General features: G+C 62.8%; 14 protein-coding genes. 11 read left to right on the top strand and 3 right to left on the bottom strand.

Features of this window, described 5'->3' with window-relative positions; genetic code table 11:
* Window positions 1-102: 102 nt before the first annotated feature.
* Both hutC and JQ567_RS07745 read right to left on the bottom strand, forming a co-directional pair.
* Window positions 103-846, bottom strand: coding sequence for a histidine utilization repressor (hutC, locus tag JQ567_RS07750; protein WP_212438264.1), 744 nt, complete (start codon window positions 844-846; stop codon window positions 103-105).
* A complete protein-coding gene (locus JQ567_RS07745) occupies window positions 843-2,201 on the bottom strand; it encodes a formimidoylglutamate deiminase (protein WP_212438263.1) in 1,359 nt (452 codons plus the stop codon). Before JQ567_RS07745 ends, hutC begins: the two co-directional genes overlap by 4 nt.
* Window positions 2,202-2,290: 89 nt before the next feature.
* Between JQ567_RS07745 and hutI the strand changes: the two genes are divergently transcribed.
* The 3 genes from hutI to hutU are packed head-to-tail and all read left to right on the top strand — an operon-like array spanning window position 2,291 to window position 6,761.
* Entirely contained in the window at window positions 2,291-3,505 is a 1,215-nt protein-coding gene (gene hutI, locus JQ567_RS07740) for an imidazolonepropionase (protein WP_212438262.1), read from the top strand.
* Complete coding sequence (gene hutH / locus JQ567_RS07735; RefSeq protein ID WP_212438261.1) at window positions 3,502-5,061, top strand: histidine ammonia-lyase; 1,560 nt, start codon at window positions 3,502-3,504, stop codon at window positions 5,059-5,061. Before hutI ends, hutH begins: the two co-directional genes overlap by 4 nt.
* A gap of 29 nt (window positions 5,062-5,090) precedes the next feature.
* A complete protein-coding gene (gene hutU / locus JQ567_RS07730) occupies window positions 5,091-6,761 on the top strand; it encodes a urocanate hydratase (protein ID WP_212438260.1) in 1,671 nt (556 codons plus the stop codon).
* Window positions 6,762-6,776: 15 nt separating this feature from the next.
* On the opposite strand, the gene JQ567_RS07725 is transcribed toward hutU, so the two are convergent.
* A complete protein-coding gene (locus tag JQ567_RS07725) occupies window positions 6,777-7,913 on the bottom strand; it encodes a tripartite tricarboxylate transporter substrate binding protein (protein WP_212438259.1) in 1,137 nt (378 codons plus the stop codon).
* Window positions 7,914-8,207: 294 nt separating this feature from the next.
* Here JQ567_RS07725 and JQ567_RS07720 point away from each other — a divergent pair, with 294 nt between their 5' ends.
* From JQ567_RS07720 to mmsB, 8 genes are all read left to right on the top strand, one after another.
* Window positions 8,208-8,930: a FadR/GntR family transcriptional regulator gene (locus JQ567_RS07720; RefSeq protein WP_212412708.1), complete on the top strand. Its 723-nt coding sequence runs from the start codon at window positions 8,208-8,210 to the stop codon at window positions 8,928-8,930.
* Between the two features lie 20 nt (window positions 8,931-8,950).
* Window positions 8,951-9,883, top strand: a complete 933-nt coding sequence (locus tag JQ567_RS07715) for a dihydrodipicolinate synthase family protein (protein WP_212438258.1) — start codon at window positions 8,951-8,953, stop codon at window positions 9,881-9,883.
* 39 nt (window positions 9,884-9,922) lie between these two features.
* Window positions 9,923-10,852, top strand: a complete 930-nt coding sequence (locus tag JQ567_RS07710; RefSeq protein ID WP_212438257.1) for a Gfo/Idh/MocA family protein — start codon at window positions 9,923-9,925, stop codon at window positions 10,850-10,852.
* Window position 10,853: 1 nt separating this feature from the next.
* Window positions 10,854-11,960, top strand: a complete 1,107-nt coding sequence (locus tag JQ567_RS07705; RefSeq protein ID WP_312017368.1) for an aldose epimerase family protein — start codon at window positions 10,854-10,856, stop codon at window positions 11,958-11,960.
* 10 nt (window positions 11,961-11,970) lie between these two features.
* A complete protein-coding gene (locus JQ567_RS07700; protein WP_212438256.1) occupies window positions 11,971-12,858 on the top strand; it encodes an SMP-30/gluconolactonase/LRE family protein in 888 nt (295 codons plus the stop codon).
* A 183-nt stretch (window positions 12,859-13,041) separates the two neighbouring features.
* On the top strand, window positions 13,042-14,106 hold the full coding sequence (gene chvE / locus JQ567_RS07695; protein WP_212438255.1) for a multiple monosaccharide ABC transporter substrate-binding protein: 1,065 nt from the start codon (window positions 13,042-13,044) through the stop codon (window positions 14,104-14,106).
* Between the two features lie 80 nt (window positions 14,107-14,186).
* Window positions 14,187-15,776 (top strand): multiple monosaccharide ABC transporter ATP-binding protein, encoded by a 1,590-nt coding sequence (gene mmsA, locus JQ567_RS07690; RefSeq protein ID WP_212438254.1) that lies wholly within the window; start codon window positions 14,187-14,189, stop codon window positions 15,774-15,776.
* On the top strand, window positions 15,773-16,963 hold the full coding sequence (mmsB, locus tag JQ567_RS07685; protein ID WP_212438253.1) for a multiple monosaccharide ABC transporter permease: 1,191 nt from the start codon (window positions 15,773-15,775) through the stop codon (window positions 16,961-16,963). Before mmsA ends, mmsB begins: the two co-directional genes overlap by 4 nt.
* Window positions 16,964-17,134 lie beyond the last annotated feature (171 nt).

The following is a 17,134-nucleotide window of genomic DNA, read 5'->3' as shown; positions in this document are numbered from 1 at the left end:
TTCTGGTTCATGGATTGCGTCTTGCTCGTCTGTGCAGCGTTGCTGCTTTGTAAGCTGGTGTTGCATAAATTGTGCCGGACCTTAGGAGCATTGATATCCCTCTCAGCCGCCCTTGAAGCGGGCAACCAGTTTGTGGGACTCGCCCGGATAAACGAGCCTCACGGCCGTCAGTGTCCGCGCACTGCGCCAAGTGTGGCGGTCGATCACGAGGCAGGGCGCACCGATCGCAATGTCCAGTGCGGCTGCGGCCTTGTCGTCGGCCACGATAGCGCTGATCGAATGCTCCGCTTCCGTCCATGGGACATGGTGAAGCAACCACGTACCGGGTGGCTCGACCGCAAAATCGGCCGTGGCGGCTTCGGGCACCGCGTCGAGATCGATCAGCCTGTCCTCGATCGCGAACGGCACGCCATCGGCGCTGTGGCGACAGGCAATCGCGATCACTTTCCCGGTTTTCCGCACACCAAGACGCACGCGGTCGGCGGCATTTGCCGCGCGGCGCGAGCACTGGATCAGCTGATAGCCATAGCTGCGGCCGAGCGCGGTGATCTCCGCGCGGATGTCGGGAATCGTCAGGACTGCTGACAGAAATTTGGGACGGCGTACAAAAGTGCCGGCCCGCCGCCGCCGCTCGATGAGATCGGCTTGGGCCAGTTCCGATAGCGCCTTGCTCACGGTCATTCGCGCGCAGCCATAGTGCGCCATGAGTTCGTGTTCGAACGGGATGCGGTGACCCGGCGGCCATTCGCCGGTCAGGATGCGGCGTTCGATGTCGAGGCGTATCTGCTTGTACAGCGTCGGCTTGTCGGTTGCATGGGCCTTGTCGCGATCGATCGAAAGGCTCATGTGACGAGCCTTCGAACGGCAGCGTTGAAGGTCTCGCGCGCTTTCTGGCGAAGCCGGTGACGCCCGCCCTCGACGACCTTGTTGCCGCCTGTCCAGACACAGTCGACGGCACCCGCATTGGTGGCGAAAATCCAACCGTCGAGAACGGCATCCCTGCGACGCCCGGCGAGCGAGGGATGCTCGGTGTCGAGGGTGACGATATCGGCGCGTGCGCCTGCCTGGATTCCTGTGGACGGCTGTGCGAGCGCCTGGGCGCCGCCGGACAGCGCGGCGTCGAACAACGCTCGTCCGGTCGAAATACCGGGACCGCCGGACAACACATTGCGCTCGCGGTGTTTGAGCCGCTGGCCATATTCGAGCTGACGCAACTCGTCGGCAGCGCCGACGAGGACATTGGAATCGGTGCCGACGCCGAAACGGCCGCCGGCGTCGAGGAATTCGCGCGCCGGAAAAGTACCGTCGCCGAGGCTTGCTTCGGTAACCGGGCAGAGGCCCGCGACGGCGCTGCTTTTGGCAAGTGCAGCGATCTCGGTCGGCGTGGTGTGCGTCGCATGGATCAGGCACCAGCGCTGATCGATCGGCGCATGTTCGAGCAGCCACTCAACTGGCCGCCGGCCCGACCAGGCGATGCATTCCTCGACTTCCCTGGTCTGCTCGGCGGCGTGGATATGGATCGGCCCGCCTTCGGCCAGTGGCACGATGGCCGCCAACTCGTCCGGGGTCACGGCGCGCAGGCTGTGCGGGGCGATGCCGACATTGCCCCCGGGCAATTCGCGGACAGCCTGCTTTGTAGCGTCGATCAGTTTGGCAAACTGGTCGACCGAACAGATGAAGCGGCGCTGACCGGCATGGGGCGCGGCGCCACCAAAGGAGCCGTGTGCGTAGAAACTCGGCAGCAGGGTGAGCCCGATGCCGGTGGTCTCGGCGGCTTGCGCAATTTGTGTCGCCATCTCGGCCGGATTGGAATAGGGCGTGCCATCGTGGTCGTGATGGAGATAGTGGAATTCCCCGACGCGCGTAAAACCTTGCTCCAGCATCTCGACATAGAGCAGTGTCGCGACGGCTTCGGCATCGTCGGGGGTCATGCTCAGCGCGAAGCGATACATCGTCTCGCGCCATGTCCAGAAGGTATCGGCGGTATTACCGCGCGTTTCGGCAAGGCCCGCCATGCCACGCTGGAACGCGTGACTATGCAGGCTCGCTATTCCCGGGACGGCCAGCTGGTGTCGCTCATCTTCGGCTTCGGGCGCCGTGCCGACGATAACCTTGGTGATGATCCCATCGGTCACAGCCACCTGCACGTCATCGGCCCACCCGGATGGGAGCAGCGCTGACGCGAAATGCAGAGTGGACATGTTTTCCAAACCGGCTGGACAGAACACCGGCACGATAATATGTATAGACATATCGTCCCGTCAAGCTTCTGCCGTTGAGGGAATGCTGCATGGCCGAGCGCTTTGATCGAATTTGGCATAATGCCCGGCTCGCCACCGTTCGGGAGGATCTGCCCGACCTCGGCGTGATCGAGCAGGGCGTGATTGCCGCGCGGGATGGCCGGATCGTCTTTGCCGGCAGCCGTTCCGATTTTCCATCTGATGCCGATGCGACTGAGTGGATCGATTGCGCGGGGCGGTGGATCACGCCGGGACTGATCGATTGTCATACCCATCTGGTGTTCGGTGGAAACCGCGCGCACGAGTTCGAGCTGCGCCTGCAGGGCGCAAGCTACGAAGAGATCGCACGGGCGGGTGGCGGTATTGTCTCGACAGTCGCTGCGACGCGAGCCTCCAGCGAGGCTGACCTGGTTGCCGGTGCGCTGCCGCGGCTCGATGCGCTGATCGGCGAGGGCGTGACGACGGTCGAGATCAAATCCGGCTACGGGCTCAACACCGAAATTGAAATGCGGCAGCTGTCAGCCGCGCGTGCGCTAGGCCGCGACCGCCCAGTCAGCATCCGAACCACGTTTCTCGGCGCGCACGCACTGCCGCCGGAAGCCGATGGCGACAAGGATCGCTACATCGAGCTTGTTTGCCGCGAGATGCTGCCCGCGGTGGCGCAGGCCGGGCTTGCCGACGCCGTTGACGCCTTCATGGAAGGCATCGCCTTTTCGGGTGATCAGACGGCGCGGGTGTTCCGTGTGGCCAAGGCGCTCGGACTGCCGGTCAAACTGCATGCGGATCAGTTGTCGAACCTCGGCGGAGCGGCCCTTGCTGCGAAATTCTCTGCTCTGTCCGCCGATCACCTGGAGCACACGGATGAAGCCGGCGCCGCTGACATGGCGCGGGCGGGCACGGTCGCCGTACTTCTGCCGGGCGCGTTCTATTTCATTCGCGAGACGACCAAGCCGCCGGTCGAGCTTTTTCGTGCCCACGGCGTCAACATGGCGCTCGCGACCGACTGTAATCCCGGCAGCTCACCACTGACGTCGCTGCTGCTGGCCATGAATATGGGCGCGACGCTGTTCCGGATGAATGTTGCCGAATGCCTGGCCGGTGTGACGCGGGAAGGGGCGCGCGCGCTCGGCGTTCTCGGCGAGACCGGCACGCTCGAAGCCGGCAAATGGTGCGATCTCGCGATTTGGGATATCGAGCGGCCCGCCGAACTCGTCTACCGGATGGGCTTCAACCCGTTGCATTCGAGGGTGTGGAGGGGACGATGAGCGACCGCGCCGCATCCATTGTAGTTTCGCCCGGCAGGGTTGGGCTCGACGAACTGGCCCAAGTGCTTGCGGGCGCGGCCGTCGCGCTCGATCCATCCTTCTTGCCGCGCGTCGAGGCGGCTTCGGCCATCGTTGCGAAGGCCGCGGGCGCTGACGTTCCGGCGTACGGCATCAATACGGGGTTCGGAAAACTGGCGTCGAAGCGAATTCCTCCGGACCAGACGACGCTGCTGCAGCGAAACCTGATCGTATCGCATTGTTGTGGAGTAGGGCCGCCGACGCCCGAGCCGATCGTGCGCCTGATGATGGCGCTGAAGGTCGTCTCCCTGGGGCGGGGCGCGTCAGGTGTTCGCCGCGACATCATTGAGCAACTGCAGGCCATGCTGGCGTGCGGTATTTATCCGCTGGTGCCGCAGCAGGGATCGGTGGGCGCGTCGGGCGATCTGGCGCCGCTGGCGCATATGACAGCCGTCATGATCGGTGAGGGGCAGGCGCTGATTGATGGCAAGGTCATGCCGGGCCTTGATGCGCTGGCTGCCGCCGGCCTCGCGCCGGTGACGCTCGGACCGAAGGAAGGCCTCGCTTTGATCAACGGCACGCAGTTTTCGACGGCCTATGCCATTTCCGGACTGTTGCGTGCCTATAACCTGCTCTGCGCGACGCTGGTGACCGGCGCGTTGTCGGTCGATGCGGCGATGGCTTCGACGGCGCCGTTTCGCGCCGAGATCCAGCTGTTGCGAGGGCATGCCGGGCAGATCGCCGCCGGGGCGGCGCTGACAGCGTTGCTGGAGGGCAGCGATATCCGCAACTCGCATCTCGAGGGCGACGAGCGCGTGCAGGATCCGTATTGCCTGCGTTGTCAGCCGCAAGTGGCCGGCGCCGTACTTGACCTGCTGACACAAGCCGCCCGCACATTGACGATCGAGGCCAACGCGGTCACCGACAATCCGCTGGTGCTGGTGGAGACCGGAGAGATCGTCTCGGGTGGAAATTTTCACGCCGAGCCGGTCGCGTTCGCCGCTGACCAGATTGCGCTGGCCTTGTCGGAGATCGGCGCGATCAGTGAACGGCGCATCGCTACGCTGGTTGATCCTGCGCTGAACTTTGGTCTGCCGCCATTTCTCACCCCGGAGCCCGGCATCAATTCCGGCTTCATGATTGCCGAAGTGACGGCCGCCGCACTTTACGCCGAGAACAAGCAACGTGCCGCGGCCTGCTCGATCGATTCGACACCGACCAGCGCCAACCAGGAAGATCATGTGTCGATGGCCGCGCACGCCGCCCGCCGGTTGTCTGACATGGCGGATAATCTTGCGACCATTCTCGGCATCGAGCTGCTGGTGGCGGCGCAGGGCATCGGGCTGCGCGCGCCGCATACGACCAGCCCCGCACTTGCTGCGGTGATTGCTACGCTGCGCGAGCAAGTACCGGCGCTCGGTGGCGATCGCTACATGGCCGACGACATTGCGAAAGCAACGGCGCTGGTCGCAGCCGGTGCATTGCCATCAGCCGCGATTTCGGTACTCAACAACAACCCGTTTCCAATGCTTGCCTAAACAAGACTTGCCGAGAAAGGTCATCTGTCATGAACCGCCGACTGGACAACGACCGCATCATCCGATCGCCGCACGGGTCCGAGATCAGCGCCAAGAGCTGGCTGACGGAAGCGCCGCTCCGAATGCTGATGAACAATCTCGATCCTGACGTTGCCGAACGGCCGAGCGAACTCGTCGTCTATGGCGGCATTGGCCGCGCCGCCCGCGACTGGGACAGTTTCGACCGGATCGTTGCGTCACTGCGCAAGCTGGAAGCCGACCAGACGCTGGTGGTTCAGTCCGGCAAGCCGGTCGGAATTTTCCGTACCCATCCCGATGCACCGCGCGTGCTGATCGCGAACTCGAACCTGGTACCGCACTGGGCGACACTCGATCACTTCAATGAACTCGACAAGCAGGGCTTGATGATGTTCGGCCAGATGACGGCCGGATCGTGGATCTACATCGGCAGCCAGGGCATCGTGCAGGGGACGTACGAGACGTTCGTCGAGGTGGGCCGACGTCATTATGGCGGCAGCCTCGCAGGCAAATGGATTCTCACAGCCGGTCTCGGTGGCATGGGCGGCGCCCAACCGCTTGCCGCGACGATGGCCGGTGCATCGATGCTCGCGGTCGAATGCCAGCCGAGCCGCATCGAGATGCGGCTGCGCACGGGTTACCTCGACCGTCAGGCCAGCACGCTCGATGAGGCGCTCGCGATCATGGCGGAGGCGGCGCAAAGCGGGAAACCGGTCTCGGTCGGCCTGCTCGGCAACGCCGCCGATATTTTTCCCGAGCTGGTGCGCCGCGGCGTCAGGCCGGACATTGTCACCGACCAGACCAGCGCGCACGATCCGATCAACGGCTATCTGCCGAAGGGTTGGACGCTCGCGGAGTGGGCGTCCAGGCGCGAGGCCGACCCGAAGGCGGTTGAGGCGGCCGCCAAGACCTCCATGGTCGGCCACGTCCAGGCCATGCTGGATTTCCATGCGCAGGGCATTCCCACACTCGACTATGGCAACAATATCCGCCAGATGGCGAAGGACATGGGATTGAAGAACGCATTCGATTTCCCCGGCTTCGTTCCGGCCTATATCCGTCCGCTGTTCTGCCGAGGCGTCGGGCCATTCCGGTGGGCGGCGCTATCGGGGGATCCCGAAGACATTTTCCGCACCGATGCCAAGGTCAAGGAGCTGATGCCTGACGACAAGCATCTGCACAACTGGCTCGATATGGCCAGAGCGCGGATCAAGTTCCAGGGGCTGCCGGCGCGGATCTGCTGGGTCGGCCTTGGCGATCGCCACCGGCTGGGTTTGGCGTTCAACGAAATGGTGGCAAGCAGCGAACTGAAGGCGCCGATCGTGATCGGTCGCGATCATCTCGACAGCGGCTCGGTAGCGAGCCCGAACCGCGAAACCGAAGCGATGCGCGACGGCTCGGATGCGGTGTCCGACTGGCCGCTGCTCAATGCGCTGCTCAATTGTGCGAGCGGGGCCACGTGGGTCTCGCTGCATCACGGCGGCGGCGTCGGTATCGGCTATTCGCAGCACGCCGGCATGGTGATCGTCGCTGACGGTACGCCGGAGGCCGCGCGCCGCCTCGAGCGGGTGCTTTGGAACGACCCGGCCACGGGGGTCATGCGCCATGCCGATGCGGGCTACGAGAGCGCGATCGAGTGTGCAAGGACCAACGGTCTCGATCTGCCTGGCTTACCGTCGTAGCCGGAATCGTCAGCTTCACTGAGGTACGATGCCGGCTTCTTTGGTCAGCGTTGCCCAACGCTCGATGTCGGCAGCCACGTGCTCGGCGAATTGTTTCGGCGAGAGCCACTGCGCTTCGAAGCCGATTTCGGCGAGGCGCTGGCGGACCGCGGGTTCGTCCAGAACTTCTCGGAGCGCCCCCGACAGCTGTTCAACCACCTCCGGCGGGGTCCCCTTGGGGGCGAACACGCCGGTCCACGCGGAGAGATTGCCTAAATCAACTCCCTGCTCCTGTATGGTCGGCAGTTCGGAGAGCAGCTTGGTCCGGTCCTTGGTGATGGTCACGAGCGCGCGAAGCTGGCCCGATCGCGCCAGCGGCAGGGTAGAAGTCACATCGTTGAACATCAGGGAAACGCGACCGGCAATGACGTCCGTAATGGCTTCCGGACTGCTCTTGTACGGTACGGCCTGGAGATCGATACCGGCGCGCCGTTTGAACATTTCACCGGCGAGCTGGCCGAGCGCATTTGAATAGGCAAACGACATCGAGCCGCGCTTCTGCTTTGCAAGCGCGATCAGCTCGCCGACGCTTTTGGCATCGATCCCGGGATTGATGACGAGGATATAGGGGAACAGGCCGACACGGGAGATGGGCGCAAAGTCGTCCTTGGGGGAATACTGGATGGACTTGAGCAGACTGGGGTTGGCGGCATGCGTGGATGATCCGCCGAACATCAGCGTATAGCCGTCCGGTGCGGAACGCGCGGTCGCAACTGCACCGATCGCGCCGCTCGCGCCCGGCCGGTTTTCCACCACGATGGTCGTCTTGAGCACCTCGGCGAGCCGTTGCGTGACAACTCGCGCCACGCCGTCTGTGCCGCTGCCCGCGCCGAACGGCACGATCACAGTGATCCGACGGGAGGGGTATGTTTCCGCTGTTGCGACGCTACTGGCGGCAAGAAGAGTTGCGAACGCAAGCACGGTACGGCGCACGGATCTGCTCCAAATGTCCACTGTCGATTCCCTCGGGTGATGAAAGCCGGTTTGGCCGTGAAAAAATGCAACGGCGCGCAGTGTTTTGGCTGAAGACGTCGGTTGCGCCAGATGTCCGGCGCGGGCGCTCGAAACGCTTTTTTCGACCGACGATGCGGTTACCCGCAGGTCGCCGTTCATACCGGTTCGCTGACGTAGTGTCTACAGTTGTCAGTTTGTCCCACAGGGTGTGGAAACTGTTGACATGGCGTGCCGCGCCAAACGCGCGCCTTTGCGCAAAGCCGTGACGTAGACCGGAGGCCTTGAGGATACAGAGCGGCTAATCGAAGAAAGTCATACTAATATGATAATATGCTATACAAGGCTTGAGGGTTGTGGCATGGGGAGATCGCGCCGGCTTGATCTCGCCCGAAGAGGCGGGACGGTCCGCAACAGTTAGGGAGCGAAACCAGCCATGACTCTCAAAGACCTGTCATGAGGTCCGACCGGGTTGTGATTGCGCCGGGCCGCGGTCATTTCAGCCAGGTGGAAGTGACCCGGACGATCGGGATCGACATCATTGTCGGCCGCTATCCGGAAGGCGCCAGTCTGCCGCGCGATGCGGAATTGACCGCCATGTTCGACGTCTCGCGCACCGTATTGCGTGAAAGCGTCAAGACGTTGTCCGCCAAGGGATTGCTCAACGCCAAGGCGGGCGTCGGCACGCGGGTCAGGGAACGTTCGGCCTGGAACATGTTCGATCCCGATGTGCTCGGCTGGCACCTCGAAGCCGGGATCGACAAGCGGTTTCTTCGTGATCTCGCCGACATTCGCCTCGCCGTGGAGCCACATGCCGCAGCCCTTGCCGCCGAGCGACGGGCGGATGATGCGATCGCTCACCTGCGCGACAGCATCGCCAGGATGCGCAGCTTTGCTTCGGACAGCATTGAATTCGCCGACGCCGATCTTCGGCTGCACCTCGACATCGCGACCAGTTCGGCAAACCCGTTCATGCGATCGATCGGCGCCGTGATCGAGGCGGCATTGCGCGCGTCGTTTCGGCTGAGCGCGCCCACCGAGGAGCGGGAGCGCGAACTCACCATCGCGGCCCACGAACGAATTGTCGACGCAATCGCCGAGCGAAATGCCGAGGCGGCTTCCGCGGCGATGAGGGAAGTCATCTTCAACGGCCTGCGCCGCCACGGCGCAGCTGGTTAAGGCGAAAGCGGAGAATGGTCATGGCAGGTTCCACCGTTCAACGGCCCTATAAGGGGGTGTTTCCAGTCGTGCCGACGGTGTTCGACGGCGACGGCCGGCTCGATCTCGACGGCCAGAAACGTGCCGTCGATTGCATGATCGATGCCGGCTCGCAGGGACTGTGCATCCTCGCCAACTTCTCCGAGCAGTTCGTGCTTGATGATGCCGAGCGCGACACGGTACTCGACGCCGTATTGAACCATGTTGCGGGACGCGTCCCCGTCATCGTCACGACCACGCATTTTGCTTCGCACATCTGTGCTGAACGTTCGCGGCGGGCGGAGCAGGCCGGCGCCGCCATGGTGATGGTGATGCCGCCCTATCATGGCGCGACCATCCGGGTCGGGGAAAACGCCATCTATGAGTTTTTCCGCACTGTTTCGGATGCGATCTCGATTCCGATCATGATCCAGGATGCGCCGGTCGCCGGCACGGCACTGTCGGCGGCCTTTCTCGCCCGCATGGCACGCGAGCTTGAGAACATCGCCTATTTCAAGATCGAGACGCCTCAGGCCGCCGCCAAACTGCGCGAGTTGATCGCGCTCGGCGGCGCGGCGATCGAAGGTCCGTGGGACGGCGAGGAGGCGATCACGCTGATGGCCGACCTCGATGCCGGTGCGACTGGCGCCATGACCGGCGGTGGTTATCCCGATGGCATTCGCCAGATCACCGATCCGTATTTCGCCGGCCGCCGCGCCGAAGCGGTTGCGGCCTATGAACGCTGGCTCCCGCTGATCAACTATGAAAACCGCCAATGCGGTCTGATCGCATGCAAGGCGCTGATGAAGGAAGGCGGCGTTATCCGCCACGAGACCGTTCGTCTTCCGCTCCAGCCGCTGCATCCGGCCGTCCGGGCGGGCCTGATCGAAATCGCGCACCGGCTGAACCCGCTGGTGCTGCGCTGGGGCAAGTGAGCCGCTGACATCGTTCCTCGAACGTCGGGAAGAGTTGACGTGACGACCATTCGCATTGCCATCGTCGGCCTCGGCAAGATCGCCAGGGATCAGCATATCCCGGCGATAACAGACACCGACGGAATCGAACTTGCGGCGATTGCCAGCCGCAACGCGTCCATCGACGGGACAGCGCATTTTGCGACGCTTGACGAACTGCTCGACGCCAGGCCCGACATCGATGCCGTTGCGCTGTGCACGCCGCCCCAGGTGCGCCATGCGCAGGCGGCGGCTGCGCTGAAGGCCGGCAAGCACGTGCTGCTCGAGAAGCCGCCGGGCGCCACCGTCAGTGAACTCGATCCTCTGGTCGCGGCCGCGCAGCAAACCGGGCGAACGCTGTTTGCAACCTGGCATTCGCGTTTTGCGCCGGCCGTCGAACCCGCGAGAAATTTTCTCGCCGCTCGACAGATCAAGTCGGTGGTCGTCGAATGGAAGGAGGATGTCACAGTCTGGCATCCCGGTCAGGCCTGGATCTGGGAGCCGGGTGGGCTTGGCGTGTTCGATCCCGGCATCAACGCGCTCTCGATCTTGACCCGCATCCTGCCGCGGCCGTTCTTTCTGACCGAGGCCGAACTGTCCTTCCCGCGCAATCGCGCGGCGCCGATCGCGGCCGATCTCGTCTTTTCGGACCAGACGGGCATTCCGATCCGGGCGGAGTTCGACTGGCGCCAGACCGGTCCGCAGACCTGGGATATCCGGGTCGAGACCGATGCCGGGCGCTTGACGCTCTCTTCCGGCGGCAGCCATCTCTCGCATGATGGCCATGTCCTGGTTGACGAGCAGCAGGCGGAGTATCGCGGCATCTATCGGCGCTTCGTCGAGCTGATCGGGGGCGGTGTGTCCGATGTCGATCTGTCGCCGCTGGTCCATGTCGCTGATGCCTTCATGCTCGGCCGGCGCCGCGACGTCGAACCATTCATCGAGGTGTGACGTGACGCAGTCAGGCAAATCACAGACGGCGAAGATTGCTCGCGAGATATTCGGGCATCTTCCGGACGGCACCGCGATCGAAATGGTGCGGCTGCGCGGTGAGGACGGCTTCGAGGTGCGCCTCATCAGCTACGGCGCGGCGCTGCAGTCGATCTTCGTGCCTGACCGGGCAGGGCGCCTTGCCGATGTGGTCCTCGGCCGCGATGATCTTGCAGGCTATCTGGCGGTTCGGCGTTTCCTCGGCGCCACGGTCGGGCGCTATGCCAACCGGATCGCGGGCGGCACGTTCGAACTCGATGGCGAACGCTTTCAGCTGCCCACCAATGACGGAGCCAACGCGCTGCATGGCGGGCTGCTAGGCTTCGATCGCAAACCATGGACCATCACGGCAATGGGTGAGGACCCGGCGCCGTTCGTCACGCTGTCCTATGTCAGTCCGGATAGCGAGGAGGGCTATCCCGGCACGCTGAAGACCGAGATCACATATCGCATTTCCGGTGGCAGCGAGTTCGCGCTTGAATTCTCAGGGGTGACCGACAAGCCGACCATCGTCAATCTGACCAACCACAGCTTTTTCAATCTGGCAGGCGTCGAGTCCGGTGGCGGCGTGCTCGATCATCATCTGACCATCGCGGCGGACACCTATCTGCCGATCAGTGCCGCCGGCATTCCGTTCGGCGCGCCCGGCAAGGTCGATGCAACGCCGTTTGATTTTCGCAAATCCTGCCCTGTCGGCGCCCGCTTGCACGACGCGAATGAACAGGTTCTGATCCGGCAAGGGTACGACCACAATTTCTGTCTGCCCGGCGGCGCGACCACGGAGCCGCGCTTTGCCGCCCGCGTGGAAGACCCAAAGTCGGGCCGGGTTCTCGAACTCTGGACCAACCAGCCGGGCGTCCAGTTCTATTCCGGCAATTTTCTCGACGGGTCCCTGACCGGCAAGTATGGCCGCGTTCACCGACAGTATGACGCGCTCTGCCTGGAACCACAGGTCTATCCCGACACGCCAAACCGTCCCGATTTTCCATCGGCGCGGCTCGATCCCGGGCAGACCTATCGTCACATATCGCTGTATCTATTTTCCGTGAGTAAGGTTGCAGAGGAATAAGGGAGCTCGCGTGGAAGAAGTCGGCACCAGCATCCTGAGCGATTGGCATTGCCATCTCGGCGAGGGCTGCACCTATGATGCGGCGACCGATACCGCATGGTGGTTCGATATCATCGAGCGCAAATTGTTCCAAGCCGAGCTTGCATCCGGCGCGGTCACTTCGCACGCGCTTCCGCTGATGGCCAGCGTCCTGGCATTCATCGATGACCAGCGCCAATTGCTTGCGACAGAAGATGGCCTCTATGTCCGCGACATCGCGGATGGCCGCCTTTCGCTTCATATACCGCTCGAAGCGGACAATGCGGCAACGCGCTCCAACGATGGACGCGTTCATCCCTGCGGCGCGCTCTGGATCGGGACCATGGGCCGCAATGCAGAGAAGGGAGCCGGCGCGATCTATCGCTTTTACGGCGGTGAGCTGCTTCGGCTCTATGCCGGAATTACCATCCCGAACGCGATCTGCTTTTCGCCCGATGGCGCCACGGCCTATTTCACCGATAGCAGCAAGGGTGTCCTTTACCGCGTCGCGGTCGACCCGGCGAATGCGCTGCCGACCGGAAATCCCGAGACGCTCTATGATGCCAGCGGCGGGGTAGGCAGCCTGGATGGCGCCGTGGTCGATGCTGAAGGGTTGATCTGGAATGCGCGCTGGGGCGGATCGTGCATCGACGCCTACACCCCGGAGGGCGATCGGGTTCGCACCATCAGGATTCCGGCGAAGCAGCCGAGTTGCCCGGTCTTTGTCGGACGCAATTTCGCTTCGCTGCTGGTCACCACGGCCTGGGAGGGCATGGACGAGCATGCCCGGGCTGCCGACCCGCACCACGGCCAAACCTTCATTCTCGACGTCGGCGCGCGCGGGCGGACGGAACCTCGCATCAGGCTCGGTTCGACATGATGGGTCGCTTCACGATACGGCGCATGAGCGCTGCATGTACTTGCGGAACCACAAGGTGTGACCGATCATCCGTTCACGTCTCTGCCGGCCTGACGGCCCCCAATGATGCGCCGATACGTTACCGGCGCCAAAAGCAAACCGCTGATAACGCGGCGATTAACGCTCAACACCTGGGAGTGAAACATGAAACTGCTCAAATCTGCTCTATCGGCCATCTTGCTCGGCGCGGTCGCCCTTGCAGAACCCGCGCTCGCGCAAACCAAGCCCACGGTCGGCATCGCCATGCCCACCAAGGCTTCGGCGCGCTGGATCGATGACGGCAACAATATCGTCAAGGTGCTGAAGGAGCGCGGTTATAATACCGACCTGCAATACGCCGAAGACGATATTCCGAACCAGCTCTCCCAGATCGAGAACATGGTGACCAAGGGCGCCAAGGTACTGGTGATCGCTTCGATCGATGGCACCACCCTGTCCGACGTGCTCAAGCAGGCCAAGGACAAGGGCATCACCGTGATCGCCTATGACCGGCTGATCCGCGACACGCCCAACGTCGATTATTATGCGACGTTCGACAATTTCCAGGTCGGCGTGCAGCAGGCGCAGTCGATAGAGCAGGGGCTGAAGCTGAAGGAAGGCAAGGGCCCGTTCAACATCGAGCTGTTCGGCGGCTCACCCGACGACAACAACGCCTATTTCTTCTACAACGGCGCGATGTCGGTGCTGCAGCCCTATATCGACAGCGGCAAGCTCGTGGTCGTGAGCAAGCAGATGGGAATGGACAAGGTCTCGACGCTGCGCTGGGACGGCGCCACGGCGCAGGCCCGGATGGATAATCTGCTCAGCGCGTTCTACACCACCAAGCGGGTCGACGCGGTGCTTTCGCCCTATGACGGCCTCTCGATCGGCATCCTGTCGTCGCTCAAGGGTGTCGGCTACGGTAGCGGCAATATGCCGATGCCGATCGTGAGCGGTCAGGACGCCGAAGTGCCTTCCATCAAATCGATGCTGCGTGGCGAGCAATACTCCACGATCTTCAAGGATACCCGCGACCTTGCCAAGGTCACCGCCGACATGGTGGACGCGGCGTTGAGCGGCAAGACCGTAGCTGTCAACGACACCACCACCTACAAGAATGGTGTCAAGGTCGTGCCGTCCTTCCTGCTCAAGCCGGTAGTCGTCGACAAGACCAATTGGGAGAAAGTCCTGATCGACGGCGGTTATTACAAGAAGGCGCAAATCAACTAAGACAAGTTGTGACGAAGCGGATGGCTGGGGGACCTATGCCCCGGCCATCCATGCCTTCCTGCCTGTTCCAGGGAACTTGAATGGCCACATTGCTTGAAATGCGCGGTATCGGCAAAGCCTTCGCCGGCGTCAAAGCGCTCGACGACGTCAATTTCACGGTGAAGCAGGGCGAGATCCACGCGCTGGTGGGCGAGAACGGCGCCGGCAAGTCGACCTTGATGAAGGTGCTGAGCGGCGTCTATCCCCATGGCAGCTATGACGGCAGCATCGTCTATGACGGCGAGGAGCGCCACTTCCGCGACATCAACGATTCCGAGGCGCTCGGCATCATCATCATTCATCAGGAGCTTGCGCTGATCCCGCTGCTCTCGATCGCGGAGAATATCTTCATTGCCAACCCGCCCTCGCGGTTCGGCGTGATCGATCGCGACGCGGTCTACCGGCGGTCGCAGCAGCTGCTGGCGAAAGTGGGGCTCAATGAGGCGCCGGACACGCTGGTCACCGATATCGGCGTCGGCAAGCAGCAACTGGTTGAGATCGCCAAGGCGCTGTCCAAGGAAGTGCGCCTTCTGATTCTCGACGAGCCGACCGCCAGCCTCAACGAAAGCGACAGCGCGGCGCTGCTGGATCTTCTGCTCGAGTTCCGCTCCCATGGCATGTCCGCGGTCCTGATCTCGCACAAGCTCAACGAGGTGGCCCGCGTCGCGGACCGCATTACGGTGCTGCGCGATGGCCGTACTGTCGATACGCTGGATTGTGAGCTAGGTGCGGTCGAGGAAGATCGTATCATCCGCAAGATGGTGGACCGAGATCTAGAGCATCGTTTCCCGAAGCGGGAGCCTGCGATAGGCGAGGTGGTGTTCAAGGTCGAGAACTGGTCGGTCTATCATCCCCAGCATGCCGATCGGCAAGTCATCAAGAATGTGGACTTCCAGGTCCGCCGCGGCGAGATCGTCGGCATCGCCGGTTTGATGGGCGCCGGCCGCACCGAATTCGCCATGAGCCTGTTCGGCCGCTCCTGGGGCCGCAACATCACGGGCCGCGCCTTGCTGCATGGTCGCGAGATCGATCTGTCGACCGTGAGCGGCGCCATCGACGCCGGTCTGGCCTACGTCACCGAGGACCGCAAGCAGCTCGGCCTGCTGCTCGCCGAAGACGTGCGCAAGAACATCACGCTTGCCAATCTCGATAGTGTTGCAGCCGGCCGCGTCATCGACGACATCAAGGAGTTGCAGGTGGCGAGCGATTATCGCAACCGCATGCGCATCCGCTGCTCCGATGTCTATCAGATGTCCGGCAACCTGTCCGGCGGAAACCAGCAGAAGGTGGTGCTGTCGAAATGGCTGTTCACCGATCCGGAAATCCTGATCCTGGACGAGCCGACGCGCGGTATCGACATCGGCGCCAAATATGAGATCTATTGCATCATTAACGAGCTGGCCGATGCCGGCAAGGCGGTCATCGTGATCTCGTCGGAAATGCCGGAGCTGCTCGGGATTTGTGACCGCATCTGCGTCATGAACGGAGGGGCCTTTGTCGGCGAGTTCGATCACGCCGAGGCGACGCAGGAAAAAATCATGAGGGTCATCGTGCGCAAGGGCGAACAACTGGTCGACAGAGACCTGGAAAGAAAGCTGGAAGAGAAGTTGTTGGGAGAGGCGCATCCATGAGCGACAACACCGTAATGCTTCCCGAGGCGCGCAAGCATGCGGGCTTTCTCAAGGCCAATCTGCGCGAATACGGCATGTTGCTGTCGCTGTTCGCGATCATGCTGTTCTTCGAGGTCGTTACCGACGGCACGCTGCTGCGCCCGCTCAACCTCACCAATCTGGTGCTGCAGAACAGCTATATCGTGATCATGGCGCTCGGCATGCTGCTGGTGATCGTCACCGGGCACATCGATCTGTCGGTCGGATCGGTCGCGGGCTTCATCGGCGCGATCGCTGCGGTGCTGATGGTACGTTACGGCATGCATTTCATTCCAGCCGCGATCATCTGCCTCGCGCTCGGTGGACTGATCGGTGCGGCGCAGGGTTACTGGGTGGCCTATTTCAAGATTCCGTCCTTCATCGTCACGCTGGCCGGGATGCTGGTGTTCAAGGGGCTGGCGCTGGCGGTGTTGCAAGGTCAATCGGTTGGCCCGTTTTCACCGACCTTCCAGAAACTCTCCTCCGGCTTCATTCCTGAACTGTTTCCCGGCGCCGGCTCGCTCAACCCCACCTCACTCCTGATCGGCGCCGTGCTGGCGCTCGGCCTGGTATATGTCAGCGTCACCACCCGCGCCCGGCGCGCAAGCCACGGTGTCGAGGTCGAGCCGACCGGCTTTTTCGTGTTCAAGAACGTAGTTCTGTTCGGCGTGATCGTCTATTTTACCTATCTGATCGCCTCGCATCGCGGACTGCCCAACGTGCTCGTGATCATGATCGCACTGATCGCGCTCTACGGCTTCATCACCGCGCGCACCACCATCGGCCGGCAGATCTATGCGGTAGGCGGCAATGAGAAGGCCGCAAAACTCTCCGGCATCAAGACCGAACGGCTGACCTTCTTCACCTTCGTCAACATGGGCGTGCTTGCGGCGCTGGCCGGTCTGGTGTTCGCAGCAAGGCTCAACACCGCGACGCCAAAGGCCGGGGTCGGCTTCGAGCTCGACGTGATCGCCGCCTGCTTCATCGGCGGAGCGTCGGCCTATGGCGGTGTCGGGCGCGTCGCCGGCGCCGTGATCGGCGCGCTGATCATGGGGGTGATGAACAATGGCATGTCGATCCTCGGCATCGGGATCGACTACCAGCAGGTGATCAAGGGCCTCGTGTTGCTGGGCGCGGTATGCCTTGACGTTTATAACCAGCGACGCTGAGGCGCGAAGCAATCCAATTCCTCAATCAGCAGGCGATCCGGCATGCGCGCGGCCGTAGTTGCGGCGCGGATACGTCTGCGATCGCTTCATTCTCGAAGGCGACGCGCCGGACCAACGTCACAACCGCCGCTCCGAGGCCTCGGCAAATGCACGGCAGGTAGTCGTTGCGAC

The organism is Bradyrhizobium sp. AUGA SZCCT0431, assembly GCF_018131065.1.
Classification (GTDB): domain Bacteria; phylum Pseudomonadota; class Alphaproteobacteria; order Rhizobiales; family Xanthobacteraceae; genus Bradyrhizobium.
The sequence above is the reverse complement of the archived record's forward strand: the minus strand, read 5'-3'. Positions and strand labels throughout refer to the sequence as shown.